The sequence below is a fragment of the Micromonospora sp. NPDC047557 genome, from assembly GCF_043205095.1.
GTDB lineage: Bacteria > Actinomycetota > Actinomycetes > Mycobacteriales > Micromonosporaceae > Micromonospora.
Window position 1 is genome coordinate 26,387 of the sequence record NZ_JBIDDK010000001.1, and the last position, 25,654, is coordinate 52,040.

Consider the following 25,654-nt stretch of genomic DNA (forward strand, 5'->3'; position numbering starts at 1 on the left):
CCGTACCACCAACGGAGGTGACCTGTGTCCCGCCGCCCCGCCACCACACCCACCGTCCGTCATCGCCCGTCGGCGCTGCTACTGGCGCTCGGCCTGCTGCTGGGCCTGGCAGTCCCCCTGGCGCTGCCAGACCGCGCTTCGGCTCGCGTCCCGGGCGATCCGCTCTGCACCACGTCCGGCTGGAGCGTCCCGCCGGGCATCAACAACCCGCTGGCCGTCACCTGGTCGAACATCGGCAGCAGGTCCAACGCCGGCTACGACTATCGCTACTGGATGACGCAGGAGCTGAGCGGATCCACGGCCTACTACCTGACAAGCTTCGTGGCCAAGTGCTCCGGCGGCTTGCTGATCTCGACCACCACGCTCCCGCCGACCAACGGAGCCGGCACCGCTGCCTGCACCAGCACCGCCGACCGCTACCCGACGTCGTCCGACGCCGAGCGGTACGTCGGGCAGATCACCTCCTGGCAGCGGGGTTACCTGTCCCGGTTGACATTCCGCTTCTGGCACCGGGAGTGGTTCTCGGTGGCCACCCTGCGGTGGAACTACGGCTCCAGCTTCGTCGTGCGCTGCTGACCTGCGGCGACTTGATCGACACGAGGTCACCGATGCGGCGGTATCCGCTCGCGTGGATACCGCCGCATCGGCGAAGTCGTGTCGATCACGCCATGTCGTTGACGCAGCGTAGGACCGGCCGGGCGGTCAGCGCGGCCGGGTCCAGCGGCCCGTCCGCGCTCACCGTGAAGGTTGTCGACTCGTCTGGCAGCAGGGTGACCAGGGCGCTGTCCACTGTGGCGGAGGCGTCCAGTCGGTCCGGGAAGAGGGTCAGGTCGCGCAGCACCGTGCGGGCGGTGACGCGCACCCGCTGACCGCCGTCGACCGGTTCGACAGTCGCGTCCCAGGCCGCCGCCGGCCAGTCGACGTCCCGGTCCTCGGCGAAGAACCACAGCGCCCGTTCGGCGGTCTCCCCCGCCTCGGCGACCAGCAGCTCCCGCCGGGCGTCCTCCGGGCGGGCCAGGTCCGCCGGCAGGGCCAGGGTGACCGCCGAGTACGCGGGGACGTCCAGCTCCACCGTCGTCTTCGCCCAGGGCTCCCCGTCGAGGGTCAGCCGGGTCACCGAGGCCGATGACTGCCACCGTTGGCCGGTCTCGTTCACCGCGACCAGGGCCAGGCCGCCGGCGCAGGGCTGCACGGTCAACAGCCGGTCGGCGTACGCGTGGCGCAGGGCGTACCACAGGGGTTTGCGGTGGCCGTCGCCGTCGACGGCCGACCAGGAGGTGACCGGCCAGCAGTCGTTGAGCTGCCAGACGATGGTGCCCGCGCAGACGTCCCGGTGCGATCGGAAGTGCTCGACCCCCAGTTGGATCGCCCGCGCCTGGTTCAGTTGGGTCAGGTAATGCCAGTCGTCGAAGTCCGCCGGGGCGGGCAGGTGCGCGTCCAGGCCCCGCTGGAGCTTGGCGTCGCCGTTAGCGGCCTTCTGGTGGTGGGCCATGCCCGGCGAGTCGGAGGCGAGGGGTTCGTCGCTCAGCGCCCGGCGCAGGGTGGCGTACGCCGGTGGGGCCTGGTAGCCGAACTCGGCGACGAAGCGCGGGACGTACGCCCGGTATTTCGTGTAGTCGTCGGTGTTCCACACGTCCCAGATGTGGGTGGTGCCGTGCGCCGGGTCGTTGGGGTGGATCGCCTCGGTGCCCGACCAGGGGCTGCCTGGCCAGTACGGGCGGGTCGGGTCCAGCTCGCCGACGATGCGGGGCAGGACGTCGAGGTAGTAGCCCCGGCCCCAGGTGCGGCCCGCCAGGGGTTCCTGCCAGTCCCAGTCGTGCCAGCCCCAGATGTTCTCGTTGTTGCCGGTCCACAGGACCAGCGACGGGTGGGGCGTCAGCCGGGTCACCTGCTCGGCGGCCTCGGCGGCGACCTCGCTGGCGAACGGCTCCTCCTCGGGGTACGCGGCGCAGGCGAAGAGGAAGTCCTGTTGGACGAGCAGCCCGCGTTCGTCGGCGAGGTCGTAGAAGTCCTCCGACTCGTACCGGCCGCCGCCCCAGACGCGCAGCAGGTTGACGTTTGCCCCGATCGCCTGGTCGAACCGCCCGGCCAGCCGATCCCGCGTGATCCGGGTGGGGAACACGTCGTCGGGGATCCAGTTCACGCCCCGCACGACGACCGGAACGTCGTTGACCGACAGCACGAACGGGGTGCCGTGTTCGTCGGGGGTGGTGTCCAGTCGCACCGAGCGGAAGCCGACCTGCCGGGACCAGCCGTCCAGGGTCTCGCCGTCCGGCGCGTGCAGGGTCACCTCCAGCAGGTGGCGGGCCTGTTCGCCGTACCCCCGTGGCCACCACAGCGCGGGCTCGCGGACGGTGAGGGTCAGCACGGCCGTGCGCTGCCCGGCCGGGACGACCACGTCGGCGCTGACGCCTCCGACGGTGGCGCGGACGGTCAGCGGGACGTCCGCGACCCGCTCGACCTCGGCGTGCACCTCGACGCGGCCGTCGCGGCCGGCGAGGGTGACCAGCGGGCGGACGGTGGCCAGCCGGGCAGTGGACCAGGCGTGCAGGCCGATGTCCTGCCAGATGCCGGCGGTCACCAGGGTGGGCCCCCAGTCCCAGCCGAAGTTGCAGGCCATCTTGCGGACGAACTGGAAGGGCTCCGGATACGCGTTGGGGCGGTCGCCGAGGCGGTCACGCTGCGCCTCGGCATAGCGGTAGGCGGAGTCGAACGCGACGGCCAGGTCGTTGTCGCCGTCGCGCAGCAGCGAGGAGACGTCGAAGCGGTGGCCGCGGTGCATGTTCTCGGTACGGCCGACCTCGACCCCGTTGACGCTGATGGTGGCGACGGTGTCCAGGCCGGCGCAGACCAGGTCGACCCGGTCGTGGTTTCCGGCCGGAGTTGCGAAGGTCGTTCGGTAGTGCCAGTCGGTGCGCCCGATCCAGGCCAGGGACAGCTCGTTGTCGTCGAGGTACGGGTCGGGGATCAGCCCGGCGTCGAGCAGGTCGGTGTGCACGCAACCGGGCACGGTCGCCGGCACGGCCTGCCCGGCGATCGCGGCCGGCACCTGCGCTCCGGGTGCCGCCCGCAGGGTCCAGCCGTCGTGGAGTGCCTGTCGACTCAAGACTTCACCGCGCCTTCCATGATTCCGCGGACGATCTGTCGTCCACCGAGAAACAGCATGATCAGTAGGGGGATGGTCGCCACGAACGCCCCGGCGAGCACCCGACGGTAGATGACGTAGTTGCCGCTCGCCAGGTCGGAGATGGCCACCATCGAGGTCGGGAAGTCGGTGCCGCTCAGGGTGATCAGCGGCCACTGGAAGTCGTTCCAGGTTGCCACGAAGGTGAGCAGGCCAAGCACCGCGAGGGCCGGCCGGATCGCCGGCAGGACGATGGAGCGGTAGACCCGCATGGTGGTGGCCCCGTCCATCCGCGCCGACTCGATCAGCTCGTCGGGCACGGTGTTGAGGATGAACTGCCGCATGTAGAAGACGCCGAAGGCGGTGACCAGGCCCGGCACGATCACGGCCAGCAGGGTGCCGTTCCAACCCAGCTTGCCCATGACGATGTAGAGCGCGACGACGCCGAGCTGGTTGGGCACGGTGAGGGTGAGCACCACGAACAGCATCAGCCACCGGCTGCCGGCGAAGCGCAGCTTGGCGAACGCGAACCCGGCGAGCGAGCAGAAGAACAGCATCGAGGCGGTCACCACGGACGCGACGATGACGCTGTTGACCAGCGACGCGGCGAAGTACACGTCCTGCAGGGAGAAGACCTCGTCGAGGTTGACGAGGAAACGGTCACCGGGGACCACCGTCGGCGGGAGCTGCGCCAGCGCCTCGTCGTCGCTGGTGGCGATGACGAACATCCAGTACAGCGGGAACGCCGCGAACAGCATGGTGGTGGCGAGCAGCAGGTACGTGCCGAGACCGGCCGGGGTCTCCTGCGGGGCGCGGCCCATCAGGGCGGCCCGTCGGCGGCTCTTCGCGGCCGTCGGGCGGGGCGGTGCGGTGTCGACGGCGCTCACCTGGATCGCCCTCCGGAGAGTCGGTTGGTCAGCAGGGTGTTGATCCCGGCCACGACCAGGATGATCAGGAAGAGTGCCCAGCTCATCGCGGCGGCGTACCCGAGATTCAGGTCCTTCCAGCCGACCTTGTAGATCAGCTGGGCGATGGTCTGCCACTCGCCGTTCGGCCCGCCGGTGGCGGCCTGGGCCTGGAGGTCGAACAGCATGGGCTCGACGAAGAGCTGGAACCCGCCGATGGTGGACAGGATGACGGTGAACACGACGACCGGCTGGATCATCGGCACGGTGATCCGCCAGAGCTGCCGCCACGGGCCGGCGCCGTCGACCGCCGCGGCCTCGTAGACGTCCCGCGGGATGGACTGCATGGCGGCCAGGTAGAGCAGCGCGTTGTAGCCGATCCACTTCCAGTTGACCATCGTGGCGATGGCGATCCAGGAATGCACCTTGTCGGCGCGCCAGTCGATCGGGTCGTCACCGCCGACACCGAACAGGCCGAGCGCCCAGTTGGCCATCCCGAAGTCACGGGAGAAGCAGACGCTGAACACCATCGTCGAGGCGACGATCGGTGTGACGTACGGCAGCAGCACGCCCACCCGCCACCAGGTCCGCGCCCGCAGCTGCCGGTTGAGCAGGGACGCCACGATCAGCGCGAGCAGCAGCTGGGGCACCGAGGACAGCAGGAAGATGCCGAAGGTGTTGTAGAGGGCGTTCCAGAAGTCCTCGTCGCCGAGGAGCTGCTGGAAGTTGCCCAGCCCCGCCCAGCCGGTCGCGTCGGGGTCGTCCAGCCGGTAGTTCCGTAGGGCCACCACGCCGTTGAAGATCAGCGGGAACAGCCCGAACGCCAGGAAGAGCAGGAAGAAGGGCGCGATCAGCACGTACGGCATGTAGCGCGAGTCGAACCGGTGCAGCCGGTCGCGCCAGGCGAGTCGGGGGCGGGCCGGGCCGGTGTCGTGGCCGTGCCGCCCGGCGGCTGGTCGGGCCGACGGCTCGGGCGCGGCGCGGGTCGTGGACATCGGGGCACTCCAGGGCCGAAGAGACAAGGGGTACGACTGCGCGGAGGCGGGCCGTGTCCGGCCCGCCTCCGCAGCGGGCTCAGGAGCTGCTGGCCTTCTCGGCCTCCTTGACCGCCTCCGCCCAGGCGGCGTCGGACCGGAGGGACCTGTTCTCCACCCGGCGGATCACGTTCTCCACCGCGACCCGGGTCGGGCCGTTCTTCTTGCCCAGGTACTGCGGGGTCAGGCCCTGCGCCATCTTCGGGAAGATCTGCCCGACCGGCGCGTTGGTGAAGAACGGGTTCTTGAAGTCGGCGATGGCCGGGTCGCTGTAGAGGGCCGGCTGCGAGGGCAGGTTGCCGACCTTCTTGAAGATCTCGATCTGCTGCTCCGGCTGGACCAGCCACTCGACCAGCTTGTACGCCTCGTCGACGTGCTTGCCCTGCTTGGGAACGGTCAGGAACGAGCCGCCCCAGTTGCCGCCACCGCCGGGCACCGCGGCGATGTCCCACTTGCCCTGGGTGCCGGGGGCGGTGTCCTTGATGTGGCCGAGCATCCACGCGGGGCAGGCCAGGACGGCGAAGGCGCCGCTGGTGAAGCCCTTGTCCCAGTCGGCCTGGAAGCTGACCAGGTTGGCCGAGAGCCCGGCGTCGATGGCCTTGGTGGTGTAGTCGAACGCGACCTTCGGGCCCTGCTCCATCTGGAGCTGGTCCTGCTCGTTGTAGAAGCCGACCGGCTGCTGACCGAGGATCGGGTTGAACAGGTTGGTGCCGGCGTCGATGAACTTCTTCCTGGTCTTGCCGGTGTACTGCTGGCCGACCTCGATGAACCTGTCCCAGGTGGGCCAGAGGGCGGATACCTGGTCGCGGTCGGTGGGCAGGCCGGCGGCCTTGAACAGGTCGGTGCGGTAGCACATGGCCAGGCCGCCGGTATCGGTGCCGAGGCCGATCTGGGTCTTGCCGTCGGCCGACAGCGACTGCTTCCACTTCCAGGGCAGGTACTTGCTCTCGTACGAACCGGCACCCTTGTCGAGCAGGTTGACGAACTTGTCCGATTGGCCGCGGAACTGGACCATGAAGCCCTCGTCGATGGCCGCGATGTCCGGTGCGCCGGAGCCGGCGACGAGCTTCTTCTGCAGGTCCTCGTGCTGGGCGTTGTACTCGCCGGAGTTGAGCTGGATCTTGACGTTGGGGTTGGCGGCCTCGTACTTCGTCTTGAGGTCCTGAAGGCCGAAGTCACCCCAGAAGTTGATTTTCAGGGTGACCTGCCCGTCGGCCGCGTCGGATTCCTGCCCGCTCCTGCCGCTGCACGCGGCGACCAGGGCGAGGCCGACGGCACCTGCGGCGACCGTGCGGGCCCACCGGGTCCAGGACCGTTTCATGTCATCCCTCCGAAGGTATGGAAACGCTCCCGACATCGAGAGACGTTGACTGAACCGGATAAGTTCCGTCACCGTACGGTCCGGTTCCTGGAGTGTCAACGGGTGGTTGAACCGCGACGAGCGTGGATGCGCAATACGGCGCGTGGGAGCGCGATCATGCGTGGTGGAGCGCGTTCTCGCACCGTTTTCGGCGGGCTGGGGACAGCCCACCGCCCTCCCGCACAGGTACGCTGAACCGGGCAAGCTTCCGCCGGGCGCAGCCGTTTCGGGACGGGGCGCGGTCGCCGTCGGTCGCCGATGCCGGCTGCGCTAGGTTGAGGCCGCCAACGGAGGCCACGGGCCGGCCCCGGCCCTGGCAGTCAGCCGACCCCCGACCCGGGGCGAGAGTGGAGGAGCACGCCGGTGAAGCGGCCGACCATCGCCGACGTCGCCCGTCGCGCGGGCGTGTCCAAGGGTGCCGTGTCGTACGCGCTGAACGGGCAGCCCGGGGTGTCGGAGGCCACCCGGCAGCGCATCCTCGCCATCGCGACCGAGATCGGGTTCAGCCCGAGCAGCGCCGCGCGGGCGCTCTCCGCCGCCACCGCCGGCGCCGTCGGCCTGGCCCTGTGCCGGCCGGCCCGGACGCTGGGCGTCGAGCCGTTCTTCATGGCGCTGATCAGCGGCGTGGAGGCCGAACTCTCGGCCCACTCGTACGCGCTGACCCTCCAGGTGGTGGCCGACCACGACGCCGAGATCGCGGTGTACCGGCGCTGGTGGGGCGAGCGCCGGGTGGACGGGGTGCTCGTCTGCGACCTGCACACCGACGACCGCCGCATCGCCGCCCTGCAACAGCTCCAACTGCCGGCCGTGGTGATCGGCGGGCCGGGCGGCACCGGCGAGCTGGCCAGCCTCTGGTCCGATGACGCGGTCGCGCTGACCGAGGCGGTGGAGTATCTGGTGGCGCTCGGCCACCGCCGCATCGCCCGGGTCGGCGGTCTGCCCGACCTGCGACACACCGAGATCCGTACCGACGCCTTCGCGGCGGTGTGCCAGCGCCTCGGCCTGGCCGAGGCGGTCACCGTCTTCTCCGACTACAGCGGCGAGGAGGGTGGGCGGGTCACGCGCCGACTCCTCAGCTCCGCCGCGCGGCCCACGGCGGTCATCTACGACAACGACGTGATGGCCGTCGCCGGGCTCTCGGTCGCCCAGGAGATGGGCCTCACCGTGCCGGACGACCTGTCCATCGTGGCCTGGGACGACTCGCCACTGTGCCGGCTGGTGCACCCGCCCCTGACGGCGCTGGGCCGCGACATCCCGGCGTACGGCGCGCACGCCGCCCGCCACCTGCTCGCCGTCATCGGGGGGCAGCCGGCGACGCGCGTGCAGGACGAGAGCCCCCAGCTCACCCCGCGCGGCAGCACGGCGCCGCCGCGCGGGAAGTGAACCGGTTCAGTGGCTCAGCGGGACGCCGACGGGAACTCCTCGAAGTACGCCTCGACCCGCTCGGCGGTGGCCGGACGGGCCAGCGCGAAGCCCTGCCCGTAGCGGCAGCCGGCCCGACACGCCCCCTCGACCTGGGTCGGTGACTCCAACTCCTCGGCGACGATCTCCACACCCAACCGCTCGCCCACGCTGACCACCACGTCGATCAGCGGCGGCTGCCCCGCCGGCTGCGCCCCCACCAGCTCGGGGCCCACCTTCAGCAGGTCGATCGGCAGGCGGCGCAGCTGCGCCAGGGACGCATGCTCGGCCCGGAAGTCGTCCAGCGCGGTGCGCACGCCCAGCGACCGCAGCCCCGCCAGCCGGGCCACCACGGTCGACAGGTCAGCGCCGATCCTCGGCTCGGCCACCTCCACCACCAGCCGCTCCGGCGACACCCCGTACGCGGCCAGCACCGCGGCGGTGCGCTGCACGAAGTCGGGGACGGTCAGCTCCCGGATGGTCACGTTGACCGCCATCCACAACTCACGGGGGCCCGCCGACCAGTCGGCCAGCTGCCGGCAGGCCCGGTCCAGCACCCACCACTCGAACTCGCCGACCAGATCCAGATCCTCGGCGACCGGCAGCAACTCGGCCGGAAGCACCGTGCCCAGCACCGGGCTGCGCCAGCGCAGAAGCGCCTCGGCGCCCACCGGCTGCCGGTCGGTCAGGTCGAGCACCGGCTGGTAGACCAGGTCCAGCTCGCCCCGCGCCACCGCGCCGGGCAGCTCACGTTCCAGGTCGAGCCGGCGCACCAACTGCTCCTCCAGGAACGCGTCGTACCACTCGACCCGGTCCCGGCCGAGCTGCACCGCCCGCCGCCGGGCCAGCTCGGCCTGACGGAGCACGTCGGCCGGTCCGGATCCACCCACCTCGGCCAGCCCGATGCTCGCCTGCACGCGCAGCACCGACCCGGCCGGTTGGTACGGCGGCGTGAGCGCGGTCAGCAGCCGGGTGCCCAGCGCGTACGCCAGCACCGGCCCGGCGCCGGTGACCACCGCGAAGCCGGTGCCGGTGCAGCCGGTCACCAGGTCGCCGGGCCCGACGACCGCGCGGGCCCGCAGGACCGCCTCGGCCAGCACGTCCTCGCGCGCCACCGGGCCGAGCCCGTCCGCGCCGTGCAGCTCCACCAGCAGCAGCGCACCGGCCGGCGCGGGCACGTCGCCGATGGCGGCGAGGGCGTCCAGCAGCGCCGCCCGCTCCCCGGCCGAACCGGACCGGTGGTCGACCGTCGACCAGGCGACACCCGTGTCGGGCCACGCCGCGTCGAGGCCGGTCGTCGCGGCGGCACCACCGTCGGGGGGACAGGCTTCGTCGACGCCGGAGGTGGCGGCCGCGCCCCCGTCGGACGGCCACGGCGCGGCGTCGGGGCACCTGTCGTGCGCGGGCGCACCCTCGGTCGTACCGGGAAAGGGCGGTTGCGCCGACCGGCGGCGCCGGACCGCGTGGTCGGCGCGTCGGCGGTGCGCGGCGTGTCGCTCCCCGGCGCCCGCGTCGCCGCCGCGCAGCAGCTCCCGCAGGACCAGTGGTGGCACCGCCGCCAGGGCGAGCAGCACACTCGTCCGGTCCGGAGTGCGGCCGGATGCCACCTGCAGGCCCGCCGCGAGCAGCAGCACCGACGCCGGGAGCACGACCCGTGGCCAGGTCGCGGCGGGCGGGCCGGTCACCGGCTGCGCGCTGGCCGTCGCCACCACGGACTTCGCACCGAGCGCGGTCAACAACATCCCGAGCACCAGCGGCGGCACCGCCAGCAGCGCGGCCCGTCCCGTCGGGACGGGTGGCAGGGCCGTCAGCAGCGCCAGCCCGACCAGGGTGAGCAGGACGCCGCCCCGGCAGATCGCGCCGCCCGAGCGCCGCCCGGACCCGGTGAACGCGCCGAGCGCGGCCATGCCCAGCCCTCCGAGCACCAGCGCCGCGACCAGCCGGGCCGGTGCCGGCAGGGTGTCGGGAGGGAGCAGCAACCAGCCGGCGAGGGTCAGCACGAGCGTCGGGCCGGTCGCCTCGACCAGCCCTCGCAGCCGCGCCGCTCGCGGCGGCCGAGCCGGAAGCCGACGCAGCCCGGCCACGGACAGGACCGCCACGGTCAGCGATCCGAGCAGCGCGGCAGCGCGGTGCCCGGCGTCGACAAGCGGCAGCGCGGCGGCGACGCACCCGGCCGCCACCACCGCCGCGTCGAGCAGTGCGGCGGCCGCCCGCCACGAGGGGTCGGTGGACGGCGGATCGCTGGATCGGTGGCTGGCGAGCCGGGAGAGTCGTACGCCGGCGACTGTGGCGCCCGCGCCGCCGGACAACGCGATCACCACCGGGGTCGGGACCAGATCGGCGGCCCCGGCGAGGACGAGCAGCGCCACGGCCGTGGACACGGCGACCTCCGGGGCCGCCCGGCGGGGGACGAGAACATGGAACGGGTACGCGAGGAGCACGGCGGTCGCCTTCGTGAGGGGGCACGGGGCGGTGCGGCGGTGCGGGACGGCGGACGTTGCGGGTCCGCTGCCCAACAGTGGGGAACGACCGGCGACCAGATTGGTTACGCGTCGGCCACCGGCGTGAAGCAGTGACCCGTGTCACTGTACGGCGTCCAGGGCTCCGTGCGCCGCCCGCCGCGACCCGGGTCGACCAGGGGTGGGATCATCGCAGGGTGAGTACGCCCGACACGGTCCGCTTCCGGTACAACCAAGCCATCCTGGCCGCCGCCGTCATCGCCTTCATCGGCGCCCTGCCGCTGGCCAACGCCCGGGCGTACCTGCTGCCGGTGCTGCTCGTCCCGCTCGCCGTCGGGGTGTGGGCCTGGCGGGCCGGCACCGACGCCGACTCCCGGGAACTGCGCCTGCGGGCGCTGTTCGGGCAACGTCGGATCGACTGGGACCGGGTCGTCGAGCTGGCCACCGACGCGCGCGGGCGGGCCGTCGCCCGCCTCGACGACGGCCAGCAGGTCGGCCTACCGGCGGTCCGCGGCACCGACCTGCCCCGACTGGTCTCGGCCACCGGCCAGACACTGCCGGACGAGGCCGCCGAAACACCCGGCCCGTGAGCCCGGGCAGGACCGCGCGGCCCGATCAGTAGCCGTCGACCACCGTGTTGATCAGCGGCTGACCGGCGGCGAACCGCCGCACCTGGTCGCCGACCAGCCGGTACGCGCGCGGCAGCAGCCCTCGCACCGACCCGGCCACGTGCGGGGTGAGCAGCACGTTCGGCATCGTCCACAGCGGGGAGTCGGCGGGGAGCGGCTCCGGGTCGGTGACGTCCAGCGCGGCCGAGATCCGACCGGTGGCCAGTTCGGCGACGAGCGCCTCGGTACGGGCCACCGGACCGCGGGCCGCGTTGACGAGCAGCGCCCCGTCGGGCATCGCGGCCAGGAAGTCCTCGTCGATCAGGCCGCGGGTCTGGTCGGTGAGCGGCACCAGCACGACCACCACGTCGGCGTCGGGCAGCAGCCGGGGCAGCTCCGCGACGGCGTGCACCCCCTGCTCGGGCCGGGCCGTCCGGGCGACCAGGGTGAAGCTCACCTCGAACGGCGCGAGCCGGTCCCGCACCGCCGTGCCGATCGAGCCGGCCCCGACGATCAGCACCCGCTTGCCGGTCAGCTCGTCGGTCGGCGCGTTGCCGTCGTACGCCCACCGCCGCTGCGCCTGCGCGCGGGCGAAGGCTCCGAAGGCCCGCAACTGGGCCAGGATCGCGGTGACCACCCACTCGGCGGTGGACGGGTCGTGCACCCCCCGGGCGTCGCAGAGCGTGACCCCGTCCGGCATCCGGCCGACCCAGGCGTCCGCCCCGGCGGAGAGCAGTTGCACCGCCTCCAGGTCGGGGAGCTTGTGCAGCAGCGCGGTCGCGTCCGACCCGCTCAGGAACGGCGGTACCCAGAAACGGACGTCGGACGGGGCCGACGGCAACCGGTCGGCGGTTTCGGCGACCTCCACCGTCACGTCCGGGGGCAGCTCGCCGACGAGGTTCAGGCCGGCCGGATGCGGAATCCATACCTTCACGTCCGCCGACGATAGCCTCCGGCGCGACGGCCGGTGCGGGCACGGCGGCGATCCGGCGTCACGGGGGATGGCGCGCGGCGGCGGGGCGGGCGAGACTCGGCACACCGATGTTCGGTCCAAGCCACAACGAGGTATAACCAAGGGTCGGAGGGCCGGTCGGCCTCCGCCCCGGCAGACAGGTGCTCGATGACCGACGGCTCCCCCGCCAGCCCGCGACGTTCGAGCGCCCCACCCCCGGCGCTCGGCGACGCGGCGCGGCTGCGTGCGCTTGCCGACACGGGCCTGGACGCCGCACCGGACGAGGCGTTCGACCGGTTCGCCCGACTGGTCAGTGACCTGCTGGAGGTTCCGGTCGCGCTGGTCTCCCTGGTCTCCGCCGACCGGCAGTTCTTCCCGGGCGCGGTGGGTCTGCCGGAGCCGTGGTCGCAGCGGCGGCAGACCCCGTTGAGCCACTCGTTCTGCCAGCACGTGGTGGACATCGAGGTGCCGATGGTGTTGCCGGACGCCCGGCTCTACCCCCGAGTACGCGACAACCTGGCCATCGACGACCTCGGCGTCGTCGCGTACGCCGGGATGCCGTTGACCGACCTCTCCGGCCGGGTGCTCGGCTCGCTGTGCGCCATCGACAACAAGCCCCGGGCGTGGACCGCCGGGCAGCTGCAGACGCTTGCCGACCTCGCCGCCGCCTGCTCGTCGGAGCTGCGACTGCGGATCGCGCTGGACGGCGCGCAGGAGTCGCGCCGTCGGGTCGTCCGGGCGCACGAGCGGCTGGAGCTGCTGGCCGGCGTGAGCGAGACGCTCGCCGGCACGCTGGACGTGGGCACCTCGCTGCGCCGGCTCGCCGCCACCATGGTGCCGCTGCTCGCCGACTGGTGCCTGCTCACGCTGGTCGGGCCATCCGGGCAGCCCCGGGAGGTGGTCGCGGTGCACCGCGACCCGGCCCGGACGCCGGACGTGGACCGCTTCGCCGAGCTGCTGCGGACGGGGCTGAGCCAGGAGTCCATCATCCGGGCGGTGCTGCGCACCGGCCAACCGCGCCTCGGCGGCGTGGCGTCGCTCGCCGACGTGGCACGGGGCACCACCGATCCGGAGATGTCGGCGATCGCCGAGCGGCTGGGCATCGCCTCCTACCTCAGCGTGCCGGTGCGGGCCGTCGGCGGCACCGTGCTGGGCGCAATCACCCTGGTCAACGCCGCCGACCGTCAGCAGTTCGACGACCGCGACCTGCTCACCGCCGTGGACATCGGCCGCCGGGCCGGACAGTCCGTCGGCAACAGCTCGATGTACGGGGAGCAGCGGCACGTCGCCGAGGTGCTGCAACACAGCATGCTGCCGCGGCTGCCGCTCGTGACGGAGCTGGAGCTGGCGGCCCGCTACCAGCCGGCGGCCGACCGGGTGGAGGTGGGCGGCGACTGGTACGACGCCTTCGTGCAACCCGACGGTGACCTGATCGCGGCGATCGGGGACGTGGCCGGGCACGACATCGAGGCGGCGGCGACCATGGGCCAGCTGCGCAACCTGGTGCGTGGCAACGCGTTCGGTCGGCCGGACGCGGTCGGAGCGCTGATGAGCCACCTGGACAGCGCCATCCGTGGCCTGCGGCTGCCCATCGCGGCCACCGCGACGCTGGTGCGCATCTGTGGCCGGCGCTCCGGTGTCCGCGAGGTGACCTGGTGCAACGCCGGGCACCCGCCGGCCCTGGTGGTGCGCGCCGGCGGTGCGGTGGAGGTCCTCGAAGCGACGCCGGAGCCGTTGCTGGGCCTGGCCCGGCCCACGCCGCGGACCAGCCACTCGACCAGCCTGGCCACCGGCGACACGCTGCTGCTCTACACCGACGGGCTGATCGAGCGTCGGGACCGGTCCATCGACGACGGACTCGCCGAGCTGGTGCACCGGTTGACCGGCACCGACACCGTCCCCCTCGACGACCTGTGTGACCTGCTGCTCGCCTCGATCCAGCACCGCGAGGACGACACGGCGCTGCTGGCCGTCCGGGCCCGCTGAGCGGTTGCGGCACGAGCCGAGGCCCACGTGTCGCGGGCCTGGCCGGGCCGTCCGGCGGGCTACCCTGGGCCGGGTGAGATCCCGTCTCCCGTACCCTCGCGTCCGCCGCCTCCGGGTGGTCCTCGCGGCGTCCTGCGCGACGCTGCTGCTCGCCACGGGTTGCAGCTTCGGCGAGCCGGAGCCCGACCCGGCCGGTGAGCCGCCCAACCTGCCGACCCCGTCGGCGCCGGCGAGCCCTGGCGGCGCGGGCCAGCAGGCGGTGGCAACCGTCCTGGCCAAGGGGCTGCGGGTGCCGTGGGCCATCGCGTTCCTGCCCGACGGCGGCGCGCTGGTCACCGAACGGGACAGCGGCCGGATTCTCCAGGTCGGCCCGGAGTCCGGCCCGGACGGGCTGCGGGTCCGGGTCGTGCAGACGATCAGCGACGTGGCGGCGGCGGGCGAGGGTGGCCTGCTCGGCATCGCGGTCTCCCCCGGCTACGCCCGGGACCGGACGGTCTTCGTCTACTACACGGCCGAGCAGGACAACCGGGTCGCCCGCCTGCAACTCGGCGGGCAACCCACCCCGATCCTCACCGGCATTCCGAAGGCGAACGTGCACAACGGTGGCGGGTTGGGCTTCGGCCCGGACGGCCAGCTCTACGTCAGCACGGGCGACGCGGGCGAGCGCCCCAACGCGCAGAACACGAAGAGCCTCGGCGGCAAGATCCTGCGGATCACCGCCGATGGCAAGCCCGCGCCGGGCAATCCGTACCCCGGCTCCCCGGTCTGGTCGCTGGGTCACCGCAACGTGCAGGGTTTCGCCTGGGACGACGCCAAGCGGATGTACGCCGTGGAGTTCGGCCAGAACACCTGGGACGAGATCAACCAGATCACCAAGGGCGGCAACTACGGCTGGCCGGAGGTCGAGGGGCGGGCCGGCGACAAGCGGTTCACCGACCCGATCACGCAGTGGGCGACCTCCGACGCGTCCTGCTCCGGGCTGGCCGCGACGGACCGGCTGCTGGTCACCGGCTGCCTGCGCGGCAAGCGACTCTGGGTGATGGAGCTGACCGACACCGGCACGCTGCTCGGGCAGCCGAGCGAGCTGCTCACCAACCGGTACGGCAGGCTGCGCGCGGTGGCCGCCGCGCCGGACGGTTCGCTCTGGGTGAGCACCTCCAACCACGACGGGCGGGGTGATCCGGCGGCCGACGACGACCGCCTCCTGAGGGTGGTCTTCGCCGGCGGCGACGGCGGTCGCGGCTGACCTGCGTCACCTTCCGCGCGGGTTTGCCAAGATCTTTGGGCGGGCAGGTCAGAATCTCAGCATGGACGGGCAACGCGACGAGCAGCACGACGACGCCGAGGACCGGGGCGACCCGGTGACCGGCGGCGAGCCGTCGCGGCCGTCGCGCCGGCGGATCGGCCGGCCCGGTGGACCGGTACGGCGTACGGGCGTGATCCTCGCCGTGCTCGTGGTGGCCCTGGCCGGGGCGGTGCTCGGGGTGCTGGCCGGTGGTCGGGTGGACACCGACATCGGGCCGTTCCGGGCCAACCTCACCCTCTCCCCGGCCCGCGACGGCGGGACGACCATCGACGTGCCACCGCTCGGCGCCCTGCTGCTCGACAGCCACAGCGGGCCGACCCACCTCACCGTGCGGCTGGGCGCGCTGGACCAGGGGCGCACCGAGGCGCTGCTCGACGACCCGGCGAGCATCAGCCGAGCCAGCCAGAGCGCCGTGGAGGACGTCCGCTCCGGAGTGATGCGGCTGGGCCTGCGGACCCTCGCGTCGGCGGTGCTCGTCACCCTCATCCTGGCCGGGTTGATCTTCCGCGATGTACGGCGTACCGCCTGGGCGGGCGGGTTGTCGCTGCTGGTCACCGCCGGCAGCCTCGGCACCGCCGCGGCGACCATGCGCCCCCAGGCGATCGAGGAGCCGCGCTACGAGGGCCTGCTGGTCAACGCCCCCGCCATCGTCGGCGACGCCCGCCGCATCGCGAACGACTACACCAAGTACGCCGAGCAGCTGCAACGCATCGTCGGCAACGTCAGCCAGCTCTACACGACGGTGTCGGCGCTGCCGGTGTTGGAACCGGCGCCCGGCACCACCCGGGTCCTGCACGTCTCCGACATGCACCTCAACCCGACCGGCTGGCAACTGATCCGCACGGTGGTGGAGCAGTTCGGCATCGACGTGGTCATCGACACCGGAGACATCACCGACTGGGGCAGCGAGCCGGAGGCGTCCTTCGTCGGCTCGATCAGCCTGCTCAAGAAGCCGTACGTGTTCATCCGCGGCAACCACGACTCGGGCAAGACCGCCGCGGCGGTGGCCCGCCAGCCGAACGCGATCGTGCTGAACAACTCGACCACCACGGTCGCCGGGCTGACCATCGCCGGCATCGGCGACCCGCGCTTCACCCCGGACAAGAACACCTCACCGGCCGGCAGCGGGCTGACCCAGGAGGTGGCCAACCAGGTGATCGGCGTCGGTACGCAGCTCGCCGCGACGGTGCGCAGCTCGCCCCGGCCGGTCAACATCGCGCTGGTGCACGACCCGGCGTCGGCCGGGCCGCTGGCCGGCACCTGCCCGCTGGTGCTGGCCGGGCACACCCACGCCCGGCAGGTCTCCAAGCTGCCCCAGGCACCCGGCCAGCAGCCCACCGCCCTGTTCGTGGAGGGCTCGACCGGCGGGGCCGGGCTGCGCGGCCTGGAGGGTGAGAAGCCGACCCCGCTGTCGATGACAGTGCTCTACTTCGACCAGCAGAAGATGCTCCAGGCGTACGACGACATCACCGTCGGCGGCACCGGCCAGGCCCAGGTCAACCTGGAACGCCACATCGTGCAGAACCCCAGCGCCGGCGCGCCCGCCTCGGTCACCCCCACCCCGACCCGCTGAGCGCGAGCTGCCGCCTGCCCACCCGCCGACTCGGCGGTGCCCACCCGCCTGCGGAGCCCGAGCCGGAGCCCGGCCCGAGCCGAGCCGAGCCCGAGCCCGAGCCCGACGGTGCCTGCGCAGCCTTTGCTCTGCTTCAACGGACGCAACAGTTACGTCGGGTCACTCCGCTCAGCTGCGCGCACCCGAATTTCTGCAGCTCAGCAAGGTGTTGCGCATATTGAAGCAGAGCAAAGGGCGAAGAGAACCCCATCGACAGGCGGACGCTCCTCACTCTCAGTGGCGGCGGCAGTGAGACACGAAGGCTGGCGCACGCGATCCGGCGCACGCAGGCAAGCGAGCGGAGCGCACCCCTTGAGGGCAAGGTCAGCGGAGGGCAAGGTCAGCGGAGGGCGAGCGCGGCCAGGGCGGCGTTGACGATGCTGCCGGGCATCAGGTCGTGCAGCTCGTACAGGTCGGCCACACTGCCGGACTGGCCGAACTCGTCCACCCCGAGCGGCACCGCCGGGGCACCGAGCGCCGACCCGAGCCAGGCCATCGCGTGCGACGCCGCGTCGTGCACGGTCACCACCGGCACCCGATCGGCGAACGCGGACCGCAGGGCGCCCGGCACGCTGGGCACGGTCGCGGTCCGTACGCCCTGACGCAGGGTGCGCTGCCACGCCCGGTAGAGCCGGTCGAGACTCGTCACGTCCACCACGTGCGCGGCGACGCCCTCCTCGGCCAGCTCCGCCGCGGCGGCGAGCACCTCCGGCAGCACCGCGCCGGACGCGGCGAGCTGCACCACCGGGGCGTCGACCAGATGCGGGTACGCCTGGTGCGCGTCGACGAGCCGGTACGCCCCGGCGACCACCTGCCGGCGCAGCACCGCGTCGCCGAGCCGGGCCCGGGCCGCCTCGAACGGCGCCTGGTCCAGCGGTCGGGTGCTCAACCGGAAGTAGTACGCCCCGTCCTCGGTCGGCGCGGCCGTCGCGGCCGGGGTCGCCCCGCCCGCGATCTGCCCGAGGGCGTCGCAGAGCAGCCAGTCGAGGCTGCCCGCGTACGCCGGTTCGAGGAACGTCACCCCGGGCAGCTCCAGACCGACCGACGCGGTGATCGTGGACTGGTGAGCGCCGCCCTCAGGAGCCAGGGTGATGCCCGACGGGGTGCCGGCCACCACGAACCGCGAACCGGAGTACGTGCCGTACAGGAACGCGTCCAGGCCGCGCAGCACGAACGGGTCGTAGACGGTGCCCACCGGCAGCAGCGGCTGCCCGGACAGGTCCCAGGACAGGCCGAGCTGGCCCAGCAGCAGGAACAGGTTCATCTCCGAGATGCCCAGCTCGATGTGCTGCCCGGCGGGGCTCTCGGTCCAGCGCAGCATCCGGTCCTCGGTCCAGGACCGCTGCTCGGTGGGGGCGAACACCCCGGTCTTGTTGATGAACCCGGCCAGGTTGGTGGAGGTGGCCACGTCCGGGGCGGTGGTCACCAGATAACGGCCGACCTCCCGGTCGCGCGCCAGATCCACCAGCACCCGACCGAAGACCTCCTGCGTGGAGATCGGCTTGTTGGCGCGTACTCCCGTGCTCTCCGGAACGGTGACCCCCAGCGCGCGCTCGCGCGGCGCGCGGGACAGCGCCTCCCGGCGCTCGCCGGCCCGGATGCCGGCCGGTGACGCCGGGTCGAGGCGGTCCCACTCGGTCTCGGAGGTCAACCCCTGCGCGGCCCGCAGCGTGGCGACCTGCTCGGTGCTGAGCAGCGCCGAGTGGTTGCGCGGATTGCCGGCGATGGGCAACCCCCAACCCTTCACGGTGTACGCGAAGACGACGCTGGGCCGGTCGGTGACCGCGTCGCACTGGGCGTACGCGTCGAGCATCGCGGACAGGTCGTGCCCACCCAGGTCGGTGACGAGCGGACGCAGCTCGTCGTCGTCGATGCCCTCGGTGAACGCGCCCACCTCGGCCGGCGCACCGTCCAGGAACTGCTTGCGCAGGGCCGGGCCGGTCAACCCGAACAGCGACTGGTACTGCTCGTTGGGCATCGCGTCGATCCAGTCGCGCAGCGCCTCGCCACCCGGCCGGGCGTACGCCTCGGCGAGCCGGCGGCCGTACTTGACCTCCACGACGTGCCAGCCGGCCGCCTCGAACTGACCGCGCCACTGCTTGATCCGGATGCCGGGCACCACCCGGTCCAGCGACTGCCGGTTGAAGTCGACAAGCCACATGACGTTGCCCAGCCCGGTGGTGGCCGGGTCGGCGACGGCCTCCCAGATGTTGCCCTCGTCCAGCTCGGCGTCACCGATCAGCGCCACGAACCGGGAGTGCGGCCGGGCGCCGAAGTGCGCGTCGACGTAGCGGCGGGTGGCGGCGGCGAACAGCGGTGCCGCCGCGCCGAGACCCACCGAGCCGGTGGAGAAGTCCACCTCGTCGGGGTCCTTGGTGCGCGACGGGTACGACTGGAGGCCGCCCCGGGCCCGCAGCCGGGGCAGGTACGAGCGGTCCAGGTTGCCCAGCAGGTACTGGATGGCGTGGAACACCGGCGAGGCGTGCGGCTTGACGGCGACGCGGTCCTCGGCGTCCAGGTGCGCGAACCACAGCGCGGTCATCGCCGTGACGAGGGACGCGCTGGACGCCTGGTGGCCGCCGACCTTTACCCCGTCGCCGGTGGCCCGGTCGTGGTTGGCGGCGTCCACGATCCTTGTGGCGAGCCAGAGCACGCGCCGCTGGATCTCGTCGAGGACATCGAGGTCGTGCTGGTTCACGGTGGCTCCATCCGGGCGTCGCCGTTGACGCCCTCGCGAGGGGATGCGGTGTGCACGGCGAACACCGCTGGCGCAGTACGCGCCAGCGGTGTTCGATCGGGCGGATCAGCCCTGGACGCCGAGGCGCTCCAGGATCAGCTCACGGACGGTCTTCGCGTCGGCCTGACCACGGGTGGTCTTCATGACCGCGCCGACGAGGGCGCCGGCCGCCGCGACCTTTCCGCTACGGATCTTGTCGGCGATGCCGGGGTTGGCGGCGATCGCCTCGTCCACGGCGGCGGTGAGCGCGCCGGTGTCCGAGACGACCTCCAGGCCACGGCTGGTCATGATCTCGGTGGGCGAGCCCTCACCGTCGACCACGCCCTCCAGCACCGTACGGGCCATCTTGTCGTTGAGCTTGCCCGCGTCGACCAGGCCCTGCAACTCGGCGACCTGCGCGGGGGTGGCGCCGATGTCGGCCAGCTCCACGCCGCTCTCGTTGGCCCGCCGGGACAGCTCGCCGAGCCACCACTTGCGGGCCGCCGCCGGGGTGGTGCCGGCGGCCACGGTGGCCTCGATCAGCTCGACCGCGCCGGCGTTGAGCACCGACTGCATGTCCAGGTCGGACAGGCCCCACTGCTGCTGAAGCCGACGCCGGTGCACCCGGGGCAGCTCCGGCAGGGCGGCCTTCAGCTCGGCGACCCAGGCCGGGTCCGGTGCGATCGGCACCAGGTCCGGCTCCGGGAAGTACCGGTAGTCGGTGGCCGTCTCCTTCGAGCGCCCCGGGGTGGTGTCGCCGGTGTCCTCGTGGAAGTGCCGGGTCTCCTGGGTGATCCGGCCGCCCGCGTCCAGCACCGACGCCTGCCGCAGCATCTCCGAACGGACCGCCCGCTCCACCGAGCGCAGCGAGTTGACGTTCTTGGTCTCGGTGCGGGTGCCCCACTCCTGACCCGGCAGGTTGAGCGAGGTGTTCACGTCACAGCGCAGCGAACCCTCCTCCATCCGCACGTCCGAGACCCCGAGCGTGCGGATCACGTCCCGCAGCTCGGTGACGTACGCCTTGGCCACCTCGGGGGCGAGCGCGCCGGTGCCCGGGATCGGCTTGGTGACGATCTCGACGAGCGGAATGCCGGCCCGGTTGTAGTCGACAAGCGACTCGGTCGCACCGTGGATGCGGCCGGTCGCGCCACCGACGTGCAGCGTCTTGCCGGTGTCCTCCTCCAGGTGCACCCGCTCGATCTCGATGCGCACCGTCTCGCCGCCCACCTCGACGTCCAGGTAGCCGTCGACGCAGATCGGCTCGTCGTACTGGCTGATCTGGAAGTTCTTCGGCATGTCCGGGTAGAAGTAGTTCTTCCGGGCGAACCGGCACCACTGCGCGATGGAGCAGTTCAACGCCAGGCCGATCCGGATGATCGCCTCGATGGCCGCCTTGTTGGCCACCGGCAGCGAGCCGGGCAGCCCCAGGCACACCGGGCAGACCCGGGTGTTCGGCTCGCCGCCGAAGTCCGTCGGGCAGCCGCAGAACATCTTGGTGTTCGTGCCCAGCTCGACGTGGGTCTCCAGGCCGATCACCGGTTCGTAGCGTGCGACGACCTCGTCGTACGCGGGAAGCGTCGTCGTCATCTGGGCTCCTGCCTCACAGTGCCGGTGGGGTGAACGTGCCGACCGCGGACTCCAGCGCGGCGGCGACCCGGTACATCCGGTCGTCGGCCATCGTCGGGGCCATCACCTGCAGGCCGACGGGCAGCCCCTCGGAGAGGCCACAGGGCACCGAGATGCCCGGCCCGCCGTACAGGTTGGTCGGGATGGTGAACAGGTCGGCCAGGTACATCTGGTACGGGTCGGCGGTGCGGGCGCCGATCGGGAAGGCCGTGAACGGGGTGGTCGGCGAGATCAGCGCGTCGACCCGGTCGAACGCGGCCGTGAAGTCGCGCGTGATCAGCGTACGGACCTTCTGCGCCTGCCCGTAGTACGCGTCGTAGTAACCCGACGACAACGCGTACGTGCCGACCATGATGCGGCGCTTGACCTCGGGGCCGAAGCCGGCCTCCCGGGTCAGCGACATGACCTCCTCCAGCGACCGGTTTCCGTCGTCGCCGACCCGCAGGCCGAACCGGACGCCGTCGAACCGGGCCAGGTTGGAGGAACACTCGCTCGGGGCGATCAGGTAGTACGCCGGCAGCGCGTACGCGAACGTCGGGCAGGAGATCTCCACGACCTCCGCGCCCATCTTGGTCAGCGCGTCCACCGACTCGCGGAACGCGGCCATCACGCCCGGCTCGGCGCCCTCGCCGACGAATTCGCTGACGATGCCGAGCCGCACGCCGGTCAGGTCGCCGGTCGCGCCGAGCTTCGCCGCCGCCACCACGTCCGGCACCGGCTGCGGGATCGAGGTGGAGTCACGCGGGTCGTGCCCGGCGATCACCTGGTGCAGCAGGGCCGCGTCGAGCACCGTACGGGCGCACGGGCCGGGCGTGTCCAGCGACGACGAGAAGGCGACCAGCCCGTAGCGGGAGGTGCCGCCGTAGGTGGGCTTCGCGCCCACGGTGCCGGTGACCGCGCCCGGCTGGCGGATCGAGCCGCCGGTGTCCGAGCCGATCGCCAGCGGCGCCTCGTACGCGGCCAGCGCGGCGGCGCTGCCACCACCCGATCCGCCCGGGATCCGGCTCAGGTCCCACGGGTTGTGCGTCGGGCCGTACGCCGAATATTCCGTGGAGGAGCCCATGGCGAACTCGTCCATGTTCGTCTTGCCGAGCATCACCGTGCCGGCCTCGCGCAACCGCTGCACGATCGTCGCGTCGTACGGCGGGCGCCAGCCCTCCAGGATCTTCGAGCCGACGGTGGTCGGCACGCCACGGGTGGCGAGCACGTCCTTCACCGCGACCGGCACCCCCGCCAGGGGGCCCAACTCCTCGCCGGCGGCCCGGCGCTCGTCCACCGCGCGGGCCGCGGCGAGCGCGCCGTCGGTGTCGACGTGCAGGAAGGCGTGCACCTGCTCGTCGACCGCGGCGATCCGGTCCAGGTGCGCCTGGGTCACCTCGACGGCGGAGGTCTCGCCGCCGGCGACCAGCGCGGCGATCTCCGTCGCGGTCATTCTGGTCAGATCGCTCATGCCGTCACTCCGCTTCGCTCCGTGACGCCACGAGGCACCACCGCGCTGCAACCATGATTCACTCGCTGGCGCTCGCTCATGAGGCCACGTCCTCGGTCAGGATGCGCGGGACGCGGAACCGCTGGTCCTCGGCGTCCGGCGCGCCCGACAGCGCCTCCTGCGGGGTCAGGCACGGCGTGACGACGTCCTCGCGGAAGATGTTGGTCAGCGGCACCGAGTGGGAGGTCGGCGGGATGTCCGCGGCGGTGACCTCGCCGACCTGGGCGACCGCCTGGAGGATCACGTCGAGCTGGCCGGCGAAGGTGTCCAGCTCCTCCTCGGTGACGGCGAGCCGCGACAGGCGCGCCAGGTGCGCGACCTCCTCGCGGGAGATGGCGGCCATCCGTGCCCCCTTCTGATGTCCTGCTGGTCGGGCGGTATGCCGGCCGCGCGACGCGTGCGGCGTGACGCGCGGTGACCGGAGCGAGTCTATTGTTCCGCCCCCTCCGCCGGCTGCTCGGGTGGGTCAGCGGGTCGACCGGCGGCCGGCCTCCGGCTCCGGGCCACCCGTCGGGCGGACCGGTCGGTAGCGGGCCAGCCAGGTGACCAGCTCCTCGGCGGGCATCGGACGGGCGTAGAACCAGCCCTGGGCGGCGTCGCAGCCGGCGGCGTACAACATCCGCCAGGTCCGCTCGTCCTCCACGCCCTCGGCGACCACCCGCAGCCCCAGCGCGCCCGCCAACTCGATCATCGACCGGACGATCGCCGCGTCGTCGGCGTCCTCGGCCATGCCGAGCACGAACGACCGGTCCACCTTCACCTCGGACAGCGGGAGCCGGCGCAGATGTTGCAGGGACGAGTAGCCGGTGCCGAAGTCGTCCAGCGCGATCGCCACCCCGATGCGGTGCAGCCGGGAGATGGTGGCCAGCACCCGGCGCGGATCGGCCATCAGGGCGCCCTCGGTGATCTCCAGTTGCAGCCGCTCGGCCGGCACCCCGTAGCGGGCCAGCCGGTCGGCGATCTGGTCGGCGATCTCGCCGGTGTGCAGATCGCGCACGCTGACGTTCAACGCCGCCCGCAGCCCGATGCCGGCCGCCGACCACTTGGCGAGTTGCTCCACCACGTCGTCCACCACCCGCCGGGTGAGCAGCCGCATCACCGCGCTCTGCTCGGCGACCCGGATCAACTCCTCCGGGTCGACCATGCCCCGGCGCGGGTGCCGCCAACGCAGCAGGGCCTCGACGCCGACGACCTCGCCGGTCGCGATGGCGATCTGCGGCTGGTAGTACATGGTGATCTCACCGGCGTCGTCGGCCGGCTCGCCGCCGTCGCGTACCCACCCGGTCGACTCGATCGCCTGGGCCTCGGGAACCGACCCGCCGTCGCGCCCCGGCCGGTCCCTGCCCGGCGGCACCGCACTGCCGTTCGGCGACCGCCGCCCGTGGCCGCCGGCATGCCGGTCCCGCAACGGGCCGGAACGGGTGCCGGGTATCGTCGCGCGGCTGTTGCGGCCCCGGATCGGGTCGGCGCCGGTGGCGATCCGGTTGATCAGCTCATCGGCGTCCACCAGCTCGGCGCCGGCCCGCCGCCGGCGGCCCCACCACCGCCCGCCCGCCGACGACGCTGGCGCGATCACCGGCGCACCGCCCGGATGCGGCGTGGCCTTGGCCGCCGCCGGAGTGGGCAGCGCCGCACCGTCACCGCCGCGCACCTCGGCCTCCACAGCGAGGGGTACGCCGGCCGTCCGCTCGGGCTCACGCGGCTCGGCGGCCGACGGGCCGGATTCCAGCACTCGGCGGAGGTCGGCGAGGAGGCCGAGACGCTCGGCGGAGTTGTGGTCGGACTCCGGGGCGTACACGGCGACCGTGTCGTTGCGGTGCTTGGCGTCGTACATCGCCACGTCGGCGTGCCGCATCAGGGTGGCGAAGTCCTCGCCGTGCTCCGGAAAGAGGGCGATCCCGATGGAGCCGCCGACGTCCAACGGCAGCCCGTCCAACGGCACCGGCTCGGCCAACACCCCGACCACCCGGTCGGCCAGCTCACGCGCCTGGCTGACGTCGGTCAGCCCGGTCATCACGATGGCGAACTCGTCCCCACCCAGCCGGGCGATCATCTGCGGCCGAGGCTCCACGTCGGTGAGCCGGGCGCTGACCTCGACCAGCAGCCGGTCGCCCACCGCGTGCCCGAGCGCGTCGTTGACGTTCTTGAAACGGTCCAGGTCGATGAGCAGCAGCGCCAGGTGCCCGCCGGGCTCGCCGCGGGCGGTCCGCTCGGCGTGCAGGTGCACCTGCTCGGCCACCTCGGCCAGCAGCGCCTTGCGGTTGGGCAACCCGGTCAGCGGGTCGGCGGCGGCGAGGTGCTGCTGCTCGACGGTCAGCCGGGCCATCCGGTACACGGCGAAGAGCGGCACCAGCACCAGCGGGATCAGCGCCGCGCTGAGACGGGCGGCGGCGACCAGCACCGGGGCGAGCAGCAGCAGCGAGCCGGTGGAGAGCAGTTCGAAACCGACGCCCTGGCGGACGGTGGGCCACCAGCGGTCGCCGAAGCGCAGCCGCACCGCCCAGCTCACCAGGCCGTAGTTCACGACGAACCAGGCCAGCGTCGCCCCGCCGACAGCGGCCACGTCGGTGGCGTGCAGGCGACCGCCGTCGAAGACGGTGCCCGGCCCGAGTTGGATGACGCCGTACGCGGCGGCGAGGGCGCAGGCGTACTGGCCGACGTTGAACGCGGTCCGCCAGGCGGCGTGGCGCATCCGCCAACCAGAGACGATCACCCCCACGGCCTGCACCGCCACCGCCGGGCCGAGGCCCCAACCGAGCAGGATCGCGAAGGTGAAGCAGGTGGACGGGAAGACCGCCGAGGTCTGCCGTCGCCCCGGCGGGACGAACGGGCGCGCGTCGCAGACCACCGCGAGGGCGGCCATCGTCCAGAACGCCACCGGTAGGCGGGGCAGCTCGTCGGGGAGCGTCGTGAGTGGACCCGTGGCGGTCAGCGCCGCGACCACCAGGATGCCGACGACGAAGGCGGTGAACGGCGTCACCCGCCCAGGTGGGACGGAGTTGCGCGGGTCGGCGACCTCCATCACACCTCCCGAGGAACTGTCGACGTGCCGATGAGCACGCCGTGACCCAATGAA

The 25,654-nt window shown here is 72.7% G+C and carries 17 protein-coding genes; 6 read left to right on the top strand and 11 right to left on the bottom strand.

The genetic code is table 11. From position 1 onward, the window contains the following. The first annotated feature begins 24 nt into the window (after positions 1-24). Entirely contained in the window at positions 25-576 is a 552-nt protein-coding gene (locus tag ACGGAQ_RS00120; RefSeq protein ID WP_393043156.1) for a hypothetical protein, read from the top strand. Between the two features lie 85 nt (positions 577-661). On the opposite strand, the gene ACGGAQ_RS00125 is transcribed toward ACGGAQ_RS00120, so the two are convergent. The 4 genes from ACGGAQ_RS00125 to ACGGAQ_RS00140 all read right to left on the bottom strand — a co-directional run bounded on the left by ACGGAQ_RS00125 (position 662) and on the right by ACGGAQ_RS00140 (position 6,384). Beyond that, positions 662-3,106, bottom strand: a complete 2,445-nt coding sequence (locus tag ACGGAQ_RS00125; protein ID WP_393043158.1) for a glycoside hydrolase family 2 protein — start codon at positions 3,104-3,106, stop codon at positions 662-664. Beyond that, on the bottom strand, positions 3,103-3,945 hold the full coding sequence (locus ACGGAQ_RS00130) for a carbohydrate ABC transporter permease (protein WP_393045585.1): 843 nt from the start codon (positions 3,943-3,945) through the stop codon (positions 3,103-3,105). Before ACGGAQ_RS00130 ends, ACGGAQ_RS00125 begins: the two co-directional genes overlap by 4 nt. A gap of 62 nt (positions 3,946-4,007) precedes the next feature. Further along, the gene (locus ACGGAQ_RS00135) at positions 4,008-5,024 is read right to left on the bottom strand and encodes a carbohydrate ABC transporter permease (protein ID WP_393043160.1); all 1,017 of its coding nucleotides are present in this window, start codon (positions 5,022-5,024) and stop codon (positions 4,008-4,010) included. Positions 5,025-5,103: 79 nt separating this feature from the next. Next, positions 5,104-6,384, bottom strand: a complete 1,281-nt coding sequence (locus ACGGAQ_RS00140) for an extracellular solute-binding protein (RefSeq protein WP_393043162.1) — start codon at positions 6,382-6,384, stop codon at positions 5,104-5,106. A gap of 402 nt (positions 6,385-6,786) precedes the next feature. Between ACGGAQ_RS00140 and ACGGAQ_RS00145 the strand changes: the two genes are divergently transcribed. Further along, positions 6,787-7,806, top strand: coding sequence for a LacI family DNA-binding transcriptional regulator (locus tag ACGGAQ_RS00145; RefSeq protein WP_393043164.1), 1,020 nt, complete (start codon positions 6,787-6,789; stop codon positions 7,804-7,806). 14 nt (positions 7,807-7,820) lie between these two features. Here the strand turns inward: ACGGAQ_RS00145 and ACGGAQ_RS00150 are convergent, their stop codons facing one another. Then, on the bottom strand, positions 7,821-10,265 hold the full coding sequence (locus ACGGAQ_RS00150; RefSeq protein ID WP_393043166.1) for an EAL domain-containing protein: 2,445 nt from the start codon (positions 10,263-10,265) through the stop codon (positions 7,821-7,823). Positions 10,266-10,480: 215 nt separating this feature from the next. Between ACGGAQ_RS00150 and ACGGAQ_RS00155 the strand changes: the two genes are divergently transcribed. Further along, positions 10,481-10,873, top strand: coding sequence for a PH domain-containing protein (locus ACGGAQ_RS00155; protein WP_363940334.1), 393 nt, complete (start codon positions 10,481-10,483; stop codon positions 10,871-10,873). 25 nt (positions 10,874-10,898) lie between these two features. Here the strand turns inward: ACGGAQ_RS00155 and ACGGAQ_RS00160 are convergent, their stop codons facing one another. Further along, positions 10,899-11,825 carry a 2-hydroxyacid dehydrogenase gene (locus ACGGAQ_RS00160; RefSeq protein ID WP_393043167.1) on the bottom strand — a complete coding sequence of 309 codons (927 nt, stop codon included), beginning with the start codon at positions 11,823-11,825 and terminating at the stop codon, positions 10,899-10,901. Positions 11,826-12,011: 186 nt separating this feature from the next. Between ACGGAQ_RS00160 and ACGGAQ_RS00165 the strand changes: the two genes are divergently transcribed. The 3 genes from ACGGAQ_RS00165 (at position 12,012) to ACGGAQ_RS00175 (ending at position 16,708) form a co-directional block, all read left to right on the top strand. After that, complete coding sequence (locus ACGGAQ_RS00165) at positions 12,012-13,829, top strand: SpoIIE family protein phosphatase (RefSeq protein ID WP_393043168.1); 1,818 nt, start codon at positions 12,012-12,014, stop codon at positions 13,827-13,829. A 73-nt stretch (positions 13,830-13,902) separates the two neighbouring features. Beyond that, the gene (locus ACGGAQ_RS00170; protein WP_393043170.1) at positions 13,903-15,075 is read left to right on the top strand and encodes a PQQ-dependent sugar dehydrogenase; all 1,173 of its coding nucleotides are present in this window, start codon (positions 13,903-13,905) and stop codon (positions 15,073-15,075) included. A 61-nt stretch (positions 15,076-15,136) separates the two neighbouring features. Then, complete coding sequence (locus tag ACGGAQ_RS00175; RefSeq protein WP_393043172.1) at positions 15,137-16,708, top strand: metallophosphoesterase; 1,572 nt, start codon at positions 15,137-15,139, stop codon at positions 16,706-16,708. Positions 16,709-17,087: 379 nt separating this feature from the next. On the opposite strand, the gene ACGGAQ_RS00180 is transcribed toward ACGGAQ_RS00175, so the two are convergent. From ACGGAQ_RS00180 to ACGGAQ_RS00200, 5 genes are all read right to left on the bottom strand, one after another. Continuing rightward, the gene (locus ACGGAQ_RS00180) at positions 17,088-19,445 is read right to left on the bottom strand and encodes a pyruvate dehydrogenase (RefSeq protein ID WP_393043174.1); all 2,358 of its coding nucleotides are present in this window, start codon (positions 19,443-19,445) and stop codon (positions 17,088-17,090) included. A gap of 105 nt (positions 19,446-19,550) precedes the next feature. Next, positions 19,551-21,050, bottom strand: coding sequence for an Asp-tRNA(Asn)/Glu-tRNA(Gln) amidotransferase subunit GatB (gene gatB, locus ACGGAQ_RS00185; protein ID WP_354861243.1), 1,500 nt, complete (start codon positions 21,048-21,050; stop codon positions 19,551-19,553). 13 nt (positions 21,051-21,063) lie between these two features. After that, positions 21,064-22,539 (bottom strand): Asp-tRNA(Asn)/Glu-tRNA(Gln) amidotransferase subunit GatA, encoded by a 1,476-nt coding sequence (gatA, locus tag ACGGAQ_RS00190; RefSeq protein ID WP_393043177.1) that lies wholly within the window; start codon positions 22,537-22,539, stop codon positions 21,064-21,066. Positions 22,540-22,615: 76 nt separating this feature from the next. Beyond that, a complete protein-coding gene (gatC, locus tag ACGGAQ_RS00195) occupies positions 22,616-22,921 on the bottom strand; it encodes an Asp-tRNA(Asn)/Glu-tRNA(Gln) amidotransferase subunit GatC (RefSeq protein WP_354861239.1) in 306 nt (101 codons plus the stop codon). Positions 22,922-23,044: 123 nt separating this feature from the next. Beyond that, positions 23,045-25,600, bottom strand: coding sequence for a putative bifunctional diguanylate cyclase/phosphodiesterase (locus ACGGAQ_RS00200; RefSeq protein WP_393043178.1), 2,556 nt, complete (start codon positions 25,598-25,600; stop codon positions 23,045-23,047). Positions 25,601-25,654 lie beyond the last annotated feature (54 nt).